Below are 12,619 nucleotides of genomic sequence, written 5' to 3' on the forward strand. Positions count from 1 at the left end.
ACTACTAGTTTAGCTTTGTTTGCTACGTAGTTGATTGGTGTATCTTGACTTGGATCTGTTGGAAGATTTGGTACTTCGTATCCTTTTGTTGGATCTGTTGGATCTACTGGTTTAAGTGGGTTGCCATCTTTATCTTCTGGAGTGAATCCTGGAACGTATGGTAACACTTCTGTTGGTTGCCCTGGTTTTGTTGGGTCTGCTGGATCATTTGGATACTTGATTGGAGTTGTTGGTTGTCCTGGAATATTTGGAATCCATGAACCGATTGGTTTGTAGGTTACTACTTCTGTAGCATCTTTTGAATCCGCAGTTACTTTTGTAGTTGGTACACTTGCTTTGTCAGCTAAGTATCCTTTAACTACTGGTGATTTAACTTCAGCTAAGTCTTGTGCTGGTGTCCAGTCTCCGTAAGTCACTTCACCTGTTACTAAGTTGACCTTAGCTTCACGTGTAAATTTAGCTTCTTGTGTTACTGTTTTTGGTGTTCCATCTTCATTTAATACTGGAGTTCCATCTTCGTACACATAAGTGATTGTACGTGTAACAGTTTTGTTTAGATCTTTTTCTTCCAAGCCAGCTGGGTATTTAGGTCCATCTGGGTTATTTGGATCTACTGGAGTTCCTGGTGTTTTTGGTTGATCTGGTGTTACTGTAACTTCTTTTTGTTTAAGTGTTACTTTGAACTCTTGATCTGTATCTTTATCCGTATCGAACTTACCACCTTCTGGGTATGTATTAGATACTAATTCATATCCTTTGTTTTCAAGTTCTTTGATCTTAGCTTTAACATCAGCTTCTTTTGTTAATGGAGTTTCTGATCCACCTTGTTCAGTAATTTCAGCTACCCCTGGAATTGCATTTCCTTTTTCATCTACAAATGTTGTTTTCGCTTTTTGAATTGCTGTATATTTAACAACATATTCGTAATCTTCATCTGTAGCTGTTGTTGCTTGTACTGGTACTTTTTCAACACTTGCGATGTAACCTTCTTTTTGTGGTACTGCAAGTTCTGGAAGATCAGTACTTTGACCATTAGTTCCTTTCCAGTTAATATAAACTGGTTTGTCTTCAGAGTTAATTACCGCTTTACCTTGTGCAGTTAACTTGATTGAACCTGTGTAGCTTACAGTTTGTTTTTCTGATGGGAATACTTCTGTACCCGCTAAGCCTGCAACATTGTCAGCGTATACAAATTTAATTGTACGGTTTACTTCTTCTACTTTTGTTTTCTTAACATAATCATACTCTGCTGGGGTAACAAATGCAGATCCATTTATACCTTTAGCTTTTAATTCTTCTTCAGAATATAAATCTCTTGCTCTTGTCTTCGTAACACTTAGTGTTCCTTTTACGTTTTCAGGAGGAAGATCTGCAAGAATGTATTCTTCTCCATTAACTTCTTTAACTAAGTCTACGTGATCATTACTTACATCATATTTGTTTCCAAGTACATTAGTGTAATCTTTTGAACCATCTTCACTTAAAGGAATATTCCCCGTATATCTTGTTGGTTCAAAACCTATAACTTCACCTGTCACTAAATCTTTGAATGTTCTAACAACAGCACCTGTTGGTGGCTCACCTTGAACTTTACCATCACCTTTAACACTCCAACCGTTTGGCACTGTAGTTATAACATCTTCTTTCTCACCGTTAATAGATTCTCCACCTGATACAGTAAGAGTTGCTGCAGTTTTATCGTTTCCTACATAACCTTGTTTAATTAATCCATTTTCATAAGTAATATTAGAATATTCACTTGTTAGAGTTTTGTCTTTTATTACTTTTTCAATACCTAAAGATTGAAGAGGCATAGAGACTATAGAATCTTCTTGAATAGTTCCTTCTGTAACAGTAAGTTCTAATTCCGTTGGTGAAATTAATCTAGGTGTTAATGTAAAACCAGTATCTCGACCATCTTGTAAAATCCATACATTGTTTTCATTAGCTCTAGCATTAGACCAACGGTTTTGCGGGCGATATGTAATACTATCTCCTTTATTAGGGTTAATAGTAGACGCTGTATTTAATCCATTTACAAAGTTAGAACTTCCTTCAAGTTCTTTGAATTCAGTAAAATCTGCATTAGGAAGTTTGATTGTAAATTTAGATCCTACTCCATAACGAACATCTGAATCAGTTTTTAATACGATTGAATCACTTCTACCTATTTGCTCATTGTTAAGGTATGTCAATCCATTGTTTTCACTTAGTGATGCACTAGTACCTTGTTTTTGATAGCTAGGTTGTTGACCTTTTCTTGTATAAGTATGTTCCAGAACTGTACGCCCATCAATTTTAATAGTCGCTGTATACGGAGTGTCTTTTGAAATTTGTGGAGCTAAATATCCATCACCCGATAAATTACTCGCTCCAAACGACACATTCGGATAGTCTTTTACTTTATCGTTCCACTCGATGTTGTAAGTATATGTTCCAGTTTCGTTAGCTACCGCTGGTTGCTCAGCAACACGTTGGTCATAAGTCATACCACGTTGTGTACGTTGTGCCCAATATGGTACAGATTTATTATTGTTGTTTCCTGTAGTTGTTTTAAAGTCGATAGATTTAACTTTACCAACTACTGTTCCATCAGTCGCTCTGATTTCCGTATTATTTGCCAAACCAGCACCTAACTCAGCTAAGTTAGTAAGTTCAATTTTTGTAATAGAACCTGCTTTAAGAGTTGATGTACTAATAGTAGTATCAAATCCCCATCCTGTAGGAGCCGTATTATCTGCATTCATATCAACATAAGCGTTTGTTACAGCTTTAACTGTTTCTCCATCTTTAAAAACATCTTTACCTGTAATTTTTGATGCAGTAGCAGCTAATACCGATTCTACTTTACCTGCATGGCCAGCACGTTTCATTTCCGTATAAACTGCTTCAATGGCAGCAGAAAGACGATTCACTTGAGCTACCATTTGATCTTTAGATGCATCGGATGAAAGCAAATCATTAGACTTCGCTGCTTCAAGTTTCACTGCCTCAATCTTAACCGCAAGTTCTTTTTTAGCCGCTTCATCTTTGACTTCTTTATCTGAGAAGTTTGAGGCTACAGATGCCATAACATCAGCTTCTGAAGTCAATTGAGTAAGAACTGTCTTCACTTCATCTTGTGCTTTTTCTGTTTCGATCTTCGCAGTTTTTTCTTTATCTGTTTCTTTTTTATCAGTTTGATCTTTAGCTGGCTTTTCTTTTTCAGCTTTAACGGTAACTTCTTTTTCTGCTACAGGTTTAGCTTCAGTTTTAGCATCTTCTTTTACTTCAGGTTTTTCATCTGCTTTTACAGCATCAATCTTTAATTCAGGAAGTTCTTCAACAACGGGTGTTGTTGAACCAGAATCAGATTTCTGTTTATCAGAATTTGTAACTTCTGTAGCCTTTGCAGAATCAGTGTTTGTCTCATCAGCTTTAACAGCATTTGCTCCTAAAAGAAGAGCAGTCCCCAAAAGAACACTAGCCGCACCAAAACTATACTTACGAATAGAAAAGCGCTGGGCTCTTCTACCATGGTATTTTTCCATTCTTGAATACATGTTTTCCCCTTATTTATATATGTTAATTTAGAATAAGGTTGAAGTCCTCAGTTTTCCCTTCCTCTCCTGCTAAAGAACACCTTCTTTAACGAAACTACAACACAATACTCATTGTTCAATTTTACCATATGTTTTTAACATCAGTCAACCAAAATGATCTATATATTCTCGCTTTTTGTATAATATTTTTGTACCCAAAATACAAAAAGAAGGAATTACCCTTCTTTTTATTATAATAACTTTTTTATTTTATTTACGGTTTAATACGGTGCAACATACGTGGGAATGGAATGGCTTCACGGATATGTTTTGTTCCTGCTGCGAAGGTTACCATACGCTCGATACCGATACCAAATCCACCGTGTGGGACTGTACCGTATTTACGAAGGTCAAGGTAGAATTCGTACTCTGTACGATCCATACCAAGTTCATCCATTTTAGCGACAAGGGCATCATAGTCTTCCTCACGCATAGACCCACCGATGATTTCTCCATAGCCTTCTGGAGCAAGCAAGTCTGCACAAAGCACACGCTCTGGATTTCCAGGAACTGGTTTCATGTAGAAAGCTTTGATGGCTGCTGGATAGTTCATGACAAATGTTGGTACACCAAAGTGGTTTGAAATCCAAGTTTCATGTGGTGAACCAAAGTCATCTCCATGCTCAAGATGCTCGTAATCAGCATCTTCATCATTCTCATGCTCTTGCAAGAGGTCAATGGCTTGATCGTAAGTGATGCGTTTGAATGGCTCTGCAATGTAGCGTTTCAAGAGCTCTGTATCACGTTCCAAAGTTTCCAAGGCTTGAGGTGCACGGTCAAGAACACCTTGAAGAAGAGCTTTCACATAAGCTTCTTGCAAGTCAAGTGACTCATCATGTGTCAAGTATGAGTACTCTGCGTCCATCATCCAGAACTCAGTCAAGTGACGGCGTGTTTTTGATTTTTCAGCACGGAATACAGGACCAAAGTCAAAGACACGACCAAGGGCCATAGCGCCTGCTTCTAGGTAAAGCTGACCTGATTGGCTCAAGTAGGCTGGCGTTCCGAAGTAGTCTGTTTCAAAGAGTTCAGTTGAATCTTCTGCCGCATTTCCTGAAAGGATTGGGCTATCAAATTTCATGAAGCCGTTCTTGTCAAAGAACTCATAAGTTGCATAGATGATAGCGTTACGGATTTGCATCACAGCTACTTGCTTACGAGAACGGAGCCACAAGTGACGGTTATCCATCAAGAAGTCTGTTCCGTGTTCTTTTGGTGTGATTGGGTAGTCTTGAGATTCACCGATTACTTCGATGTCTGTAATATCCAACTCATAGCCAAACTTAGAACGTTCGTCTTCTTTGACAATACCTGTCACATAAACAGACGTTTCTTGGCTCAAGCGTTTGATGACATCAAACTTCTCAAGTCCCACTTCTTCACCAAATTTTTCTAAAAAGTTTGGTTTAAAGGCCACACCTTGGAAGAAGGCTGTCCCGTCACGCAATTGCAAGAAGGCGATTTTCCCTTTTCCTGATTTGTTGGCAACCCAAGCGCCAATCGTCACTTCTTGACCAACATAGTCTTTTACATCGATAATCGTTACACGTTTTGTCATTATTTTTCCTTTTCTTTTATTTTTCCATAAATGATTTCAAGCGGTTAACCGCTTCTTTAAGCGTGTCTAGGTCTGTCGCATAGCTGAGGCGCACATTTTCTGGCGCTCCAAATCCAGCTCCTGTAATCAAGGCCAGACCAACTTCTTCAAGAATAGCCGTTGTAAATGCTGTTACATCGCTATATCCTTTCATCTCCATAGCTTTTTTGACATTTGGAAAGAGATAGAAAGCTCCTTGTGGTTTGACAACTTCAAAACCAGGGACTTCACACAAGAGTGGATAGATGGTATTGAGACGTTCTTCAAATGCTTGACGCATAACTTCCACAGAATCTTGCGGTCCAGTTAGGGCTTCGATGGTTGCATATTGTGAAACAGCAGTTAGGTTAGAAGTTGTTTGTCCCGTCAATTTACTCATAGCTGCAATGATTTCTGGATCACCCACTGCATAACCTACCCGCCAACCTGTCATGGCATAAGCTTTTGATACACCGTTAATGACAATGGTTTGCTTACGAATTGCTTCTGATAGACTTGAGATTGGAACAAATTCATTTCCATTATAAACAAGGCGACCGTATATATCATCAGCTAAAATCAGAATGTCGTGCTCAACTGCCCAATTTCCGATAGCTAGTAATTCTTCACGAGTATAGATCATACCAGTCGGATTAGATGGTGAATTGAGAACCAAAACCTTGGTCTTATCAGTGCGAACTGCTTCTAACTGCTCTACAGTTACCTTAAAGTGGTTATCTTCCTTAGCAGGAACAAAGACGGGAACGCCTTCTGCCATCTTGACCTGATCTCCATAACTAACCCAGTATGGAGTTGGAATAATAACCTCATCTAAAGGATTAATTACAGCCATAAAGAAAGTATAGAGGGAGAACTTGGCACCTGTAGCAAAGGTAACCTCGTTACTTGCGACAGAATAGCCATAGTAGCGCTCGAAGTAGGTGTTCACCGCAGCTTTTAATTCTGGTAGGCCTGAAGCTACTGTATAGAAGGAAGCCTGTCCTTCTCGAATAGCTTTAACTGCTGCATCCTGAATATTTTCAGGAGTGTGAAAATCTGGTTGTCCCAAGGTCAAGAAAAGGACATCCTTACCTTGAGCTTTTAATTTTTTTGCTCTCGCATCACTAGCTAAAGTGACACTTTCTTCCATTTCTAAAACACGGTTGGATAGTTTCATAGGCCCTCCTTATTGACCAATGCTCCTGTTTCAAAATCTACTAGATAAAAATCAGAGCCTGACTTGACTTCCCAGATTGGCTTGTCTTGATAACGGCCAAAGGTTATCTTGTCAATCTCGCCAGCTCCTTTTTCCTTAGAAACCGCTTCTGCTTTTTCTTGTGAAATACCCTGATTTAGCTGATAAACGTAAATCTTATGGTCATCTTTTCCGATCAGGACAGCAAGTGCTTCTTGCTGTTTATTACGACCAAGAACGCTGTAATAAGATTCCAAGCCATTGTATAAATCAACCTGATCAGCCTGCTCTAGTCCTGCATACTGCTGAGCTAATTTTTCTCCTTCACTTTTAGCTGTTTGATAAGGTTTCATGCTAAGAGAAACCAGATACAGAAAGGAAGCACTGATAACCACAAACAAAATCGTCATCCCTAGACCATACTGCCACAGTAGATTATTTTTTGCTTTATTTTGTCTTGTTTTCACTCGTCTATTTTACCATCTATTGGGCTTTATTACAAGTGAATACAAGAACAATCGTATTTTATTTCTTCCTTCAAAGTAAACCGATTTTTCTTGTTTAAAACCGAGAGAGAAAAGCATAGACACAAGCGAAATCACCGTATTAAAAAACCTGAGCTTGCACTCAAGTTTTCAGAAATTCTTTTAATCTATGGAATCATTTTATCATCTATTCTTTTAGCCATTTTTCCTAAAAAGATAGTCAGTAGAAGGCTAATCATGACTAAAAAGGATCCTAGATAAAGAAATGTTACTACAAAGCCTAAATTGTCAATCAACCAGCCTGTCAGTGGGAAGAACACAATCATACTTAGACTAAACATCATAGAGTAGACACTCAGCATGGTTGCCCTTACTTCACTTGGGAGTCGCTCTTGCAAATCATTATCAAAAATCGGCTGAAAAAGAGCATATAGAGCATTACTAATCAAATAAACCAAAATATAGATTAGAGGTGTTCCAAAGTAGGACAGCATATAGGTGACGCCAGTCAGCAAGACAAGGACAGGGAAAAGCTTCAAGGCAGCATATTTCTTTCCAATCTTACTCGCTAGATAGACTGCGACGATATTTAAGAGACTACCAAGTAGCATAACTGATGAAATTTGCCAACTACTTAAATCTGGTAACTGATTTTGATAGTAAAAATAAAACATGCACATGAGTGTACCAACAATCTGAGACAAAATCATCCAGTTGAAGAGCATGGGATTTCGCTCCAACTCTTCCTTAACAGTCCAAATAATCTGTTTCATGGTCACACTATCAGTTTTTTCTAGCTTGACACTGGGCTCTTTCAGCATCCAAATCAAGACAAGAACTATGATAGAAGTGGCAATCATGATATAGTAGGTCAGGTGCAATTGACCATGGACAAAAAATCCCGCCAACACTGTCCCCAAAGAACGAGTTCCTTCTGCTACTCCTGACATGAAACTTGAAATGGATAGATAGCGCTCCTTTAGCCCAGCCTCTACAGCCGAGTCATAGACCATTGCTGCACTTGTTCCTGAATCAAAATTATAAGACAAGGCACTTATCGCCATAGCTAGCGCATAAATCCAAAAATTTCCCTGCCCAGCCAACATAAGAATAGAAGACACAATCCCTGCTATACGACTTAAATAAAGGTTGGTCTTATAGGAATAGCGGTCAGCTAACATACCAGATGGAATTTCACAGAGAAGACTGGTCGTATGAAAAATACTCTCCAGAAGTCCAATCTGCCAAAGAGACATTCCGTTTTGACTGAGAAAGAGAATCCAAAAACTGGTAATCCCTAGAAATGCAAAAAACTCAACTCCGGCCATCAGGCCAATATTTTTCCGATAATTTCTTATTAACATCTTTTCTCCTTAACAAGTGTATTATTATTTCTTTTGTCCGTCACTTGTTAATCTTTGCCTTACATGATCTCCACCCCTTTTAGAAGCATTCTTCAATGCCATTATTGTTCCTTTAATGATTTATGAAATGATACCGGAAAATAGCTGTTCTGCGGTTTCTATTGCTAGTTTTCTTGTTTATTTTAGCACTTATGTCATTATATTACAAGAGAATATTGGAATACTCCTATAAAATCAAAGAAAACTAAAATCCAAAAAACAGTTCTTACTTTTCCAGTGGCAACTGACTAGAGTTTCAGCAATTTTATAATTTTCAAATAAACTCTGAGCAAATTTCTTGCAAGTCCTTTTGTTTTGTTGTAATATATTTTATAACAACGAGAGACTTCTCGAAAATTTAAGAAAAAGGAGACACATCATGTCTAAAAAAGTATTATTTATCGTCGGATCACTACGTCAAGGTTCTTTCAACCACCAAATGGCTCTCGAAGCTGAGAAAGCACTTGCTGGTAAAGCAGAGGTTAGCTACCTTGATTATTCAACCCTTCCTCTCTTCAGCCAAGATTTGGAAGTTCCAACACATCCAGCTGTAGCTGCTGCTCGTGAAGCAGTTCTCGCTGCGGATGCCATCTGGATTTTCTCTCCAGTCTATAACTTCTCTATCCCTGGTACGGTGAAAAACTTGCTTGACTGGCTATCTCGCGCTCTTGACTTGTCTGATACACGTGGCGCTTCTGCCCTTCAAGACAAGTTTGTCACCGTATCATCTGTAGCCAATGCAGGTCACGATCAACTTTTCGCTATTTACAAAGACCTCTTGCCATTCATACGTACACAAGTCGTTGGTGACTTTACTGCTGCACGTGTTAACGACTCTGCCTGGGCAGACGGAAAATTGGTTCTTGAAGAAACAGTCCTAAACTCACTTGAAAAACAAGCTCAAGACTTGGTCGTAGCAATTCAATAAAAAATAAAGAATTTTTAAAAGTCTAAATCAATTATCGCCACCTCATAGGGTGGCTTTTTTAGACTCTATCAAGATTCTCAGACAAACATCAGCCATCCAAAAAAACCTTGAGCGTTACCACTCAAGGTTTTTAGCAGTCTTTTCCATCATGGAAAATCGTTCTAAGAATATTCTTTCATTCGAGATCTATCACTTATCATCTTCTTTCGAGAAATTAGTGACTGCTTGTTGCTGATTAATCTTCTTTTCTTCGACCTACATATAGGCTCAATAGAATACCGCTACCTAAAAGAACAGAGATATAATCAGATTGGCTTCCAGTTTCTGGTAATTTGTCCCCATGTTTTTCTTTACCTGTAGTTGGTACTACTGGGTTAGAAGTTAATGGTGTTACCGGTTGAACTGGTACATTTGGATTTGGTTGTGTTGGAACTTCAGGAATGTTTGAACCTGGTTTGTCATTAACTTCAGGCATACCAGGTACTCCGCCATTAAATTCTGGAATTTCATGAACTGGAGGTGTTGGCATTCCTGGAACTTCTGGATTAGGAAGTTCATTGACTTCTGGCATACCTGGTACTCCACCATTGAATTCTGGCAATTCATTAACCTCTGGCATTCCTGGAACACCACCGTTGAATTCTGGCAATTCATGAACTGGTGGTTCTGGCATTGCAAATGTTGGTCCTTCTGGCATATTAGGTGTTGGAGGAACTGGTTTGTCATTTGATGGTGTTACTGGTTTGTCTTGGCATCCACATTTACCATCTTTGCCGTCGCGACCATCACGTCCATCTTTACCATCTTTAATAACTGTTTTTGTCACAGTTCCGTCAGAATTGATGATTGTGATTGTATGACTACCATCACCATTATCTTCAACAGAAACTTTTGGTGATTTACCATCTTTTCCGTCTTTAATCACCATTTCTGTCTTGCTTCCATCTGGGTTAGTAATTGTAACAACGTGAGTTCCGTCGTTATTATTTTTAACAGTTACAGTTGGTGAAACGCCATCTTTACCGTCTTTACCATCTTTGATAATAGATTTGTATTGACGACCATCAGAATCTATGATTGTTAATGTGTGAGTTCCGTCTCCGTTATCAACGATGTTCGCTTTTGGTGATTTACCATCAAAGATTGTAGTTGTAGTTTCTTTACCATCAGCTCCTGTCACTTTAATAGTGTGTGAACCGTTGTTGTTATCAATCACTTCAAGTTTTGGTTCTTTACCATCACGAACTGTAGTTGTTGTAGTTGTACCGTCTGAGTTCACAACTGTGATAGTGTGAGTTCCATCTCCGTTATCCACAACCTTAGCAGTTGGTGATTTACCGTCACGAACTGTGGTTTCAGAAACAGTACCATTACCGTTTTCTACACGAATTGTGTAAGTACCATCATGGTTGTCTTTAACAGTTGCTACTGGTGATTTACCATCTTTAATGATTGTTTCAGTAGTTGTTCCATCTCCATTTAGAACTGAGATCTTATGAGTTCCATTTTGTTCGTCAGTTATTGTAACTTTTGGTGATTTACCATCACGAACTGTGGTTTCAGTTGTCACACCTTCTGGATTTGTAATAACGATTGTATGACTTCCGTCTCCATTATCACGAACAGATGCGGTTGGAGTACGTCCGTCAACACCGTCACGACCATTCTTAACAACAAACTCATTCTTCGTTCCGTCTGGGTTAGTGATTGTTACTCTGTGGCTTCCATCTGGGTTTTCTGTTGTTGTTGCTGTTGCAGCTTTACCATCTTTACCATCTTTGATGATAGCATTCGTAACATTGCCATCTCCATCCGTAACTTTAACAGTGTGAGTTCCATCGTTGTTATCAGTCACTTCAACTTTTGGAGTCTTACCATCTTTACCATTCTTAACAACTGTTTCTTTAGTTGTTCCATCTGGATTTGTTATAGTAATTGTGTGGCTTCCATCTGGATTTTCTGTTGTAGTGATATTGGCAGTTTTACCGTCTTTACCATCTTTAACTTTAGTTGTTGATTCAGAACCATCAGGGTTTCTAACAGTAATAGAGTGTGTTCCATCTCCATTGTCCGTTACATTTACAACTGGTGATTTACCGTCTGCTCCATTAGCTCCGTTTTCACCTTTTTCACCTTTTTCACCTTTGTCGCCTTTGTCGCCTTTTTCACCGGCTACTCCTTGAGGTCCACGGATATTACCAATCTTGTTCCAAGAACCATTTTCTTTCTTGTAAACATCACCTGTATTGGCGTCGATATAAGTATCACCGTCTTTACCATCATTAGCAGTTGGGGCAGTAACTCCACTTAGTAATTCAGCACCGTTACGTCCATTTGTACCAGAAGCTCCATCTGTACCATTACGTCCATTTGTACCATTCAAGATATCACTTGTACCAATTAATTCATCCACACCTGGATCGTATTTACCGTTACCATTATTATCATAGTATGCTGTAATACGAGTACCATTTACTGGTTGTGAATCTGTAGTTTCTGGTTGCGTACCTGTTGAATCTGTAGTTGTTGGTTGTACTGTTTCTGATGACTCAGTTGCACTTCTATCTCCATCTGGTAATGCTCTTCTATTTCTTGCACTTCTTGATGTTCCAGAAGGTTGTGAATTAGAAGTTGATCCAACACCTCTTCTAACTGCTTCCACCAATGCATTTAAGTCAATAAATGGTGTACGTCCATCTTTACCATTCTTACCATCTTTCACTGTAAAGGTTACTGGATCTTTACCTGGTGTTGTGATAGTTACAAGAGTGCTTTGGCCATCTTGTCCACGTTGAGTAGTGATTGTAGGAGTTTGTCCATCCTGACCGGTTGCACCAGTTTCTCCCTTAGCACCATCTTGAACAAAGACTGTAGTTGGTTGTGAACCATCATGGTTATCCACCGTGATTTCTACACCCTTATGCCCTTCTTCATCCTTACGAACAGCTGTTACTGTTGGAGAGACACCGTCCACTCCATCTTTAATAACTGCAAGAGGTTTTTCAGGATTCAATGGTTGACCTGGATGTGCTGGATCTTCTTGGTAAACTTTAGTTTCTTTACCATCTTTGACAGTAAGCAATGATTTACCATCACGTCCGTCCGCACCTTTAGCACCATCTTTAATCATTTCAGAACCTAGAAGTTCATCAGTTCCTGGAGTATACTTACCATCATTGTTTTCATCAGTATAGAATGTCACAATTGTATGAGATGGATTGCCGTTTTGTCCTTCGACACGAAGCAAATCAACTTTTGGAGTTTGACCGTTCAGACCATTTTCTCCGTCCTTAACATTTACTGTAACTGGATCTTTACCTGGAACAGTGAATGTAATGTCGGTACTATGACCATCTTTACCTGGAGTTACAGTTACTTCTGGAGTCTTACCATCTTCTCCACGTTCACCTTTATCACCCTTAGGTCCCTTGATGTTGCCTTCTTTGTCCCA

General features: G+C 38.9%; 7 protein-coding genes. 1 reads left to right on the top strand and 6 read right to left on the bottom strand.

The window, feature by feature from the left end; all coding sequences use genetic code 11:
* The 5 genes from HMPREF2701_RS00095 to HMPREF2701_RS00115 form a co-directional block, all read right to left on the bottom strand.
* Positions 1–3,542, bottom strand: a 3,542-nt coding sequence (locus tag HMPREF2701_RS00095; RefSeq protein WP_148130483.1) for a mucin-binding protein, incomplete at its 3' end; no start/stop codon positions are given.
* A 253-nt stretch (positions 3,543–3,795) separates the two neighbouring features.
* Positions 3,796–5,139, bottom strand: coding sequence for an asparagine--tRNA ligase (gene asnS / locus HMPREF2701_RS00100; RefSeq protein ID WP_020902243.1), 1,344 nt, complete (start codon positions 5,137–5,139; stop codon positions 3,796–3,798).
* 16 nt (positions 5,140–5,155) lie between these two features.
* A complete protein-coding gene (locus HMPREF2701_RS00105) occupies positions 5,156–6,334 on the bottom strand; it encodes a pyridoxal phosphate-dependent aminotransferase (RefSeq protein ID WP_070481736.1) in 1,179 nt (392 codons plus the stop codon).
* The gene (locus HMPREF2701_RS00110) at positions 6,331–6,819 is read right to left on the bottom strand and encodes a cell wall elongation regulator TseB-like domain-containing protein (RefSeq protein ID WP_042750837.1); all 489 of its coding nucleotides are present in this window, start codon (positions 6,817–6,819) and stop codon (positions 6,331–6,333) included. The genes HMPREF2701_RS00105 and HMPREF2701_RS00110 overlap by 4 nt, the downstream gene beginning before the upstream one ends.
* Positions 6,820–7,004: 185 nt before the next feature.
* On the bottom strand, positions 7,005–8,201 hold the full coding sequence (locus HMPREF2701_RS00115) for an MFS transporter (protein WP_070481738.1): 1,197 nt from the start codon (positions 8,199–8,201) through the stop codon (positions 7,005–7,007).
* A 418-nt stretch (positions 8,202–8,619) separates the two neighbouring features.
* Between HMPREF2701_RS00115 and HMPREF2701_RS00120 the strand changes: the two genes are divergently transcribed.
* A complete protein-coding gene (locus HMPREF2701_RS00120; RefSeq protein ID WP_070481740.1) occupies positions 8,620–9,168 on the top strand; it encodes an NADPH-dependent FMN reductase in 549 nt (182 codons plus the stop codon).
* 235 nt (positions 9,169–9,403) lie between these two features.
* Here HMPREF2701_RS00120 and HMPREF2701_RS00125 read toward each other — a convergent pair.
* Positions 9,404–12,619 (bottom strand): SIALI-17 repeat-containing surface protein (locus HMPREF2701_RS00125; protein ID WP_148130484.1); only part of this gene is annotated, 3,216 nt, incomplete at its 5' end.

The organism is Streptococcus sp. HMSC077D04 (assembly GCF_001808785.1).
Lineage (GTDB): Bacteria > Bacillota > Bacilli > Lactobacillales > Streptococcaceae > Streptococcus > Streptococcus mitis_BX.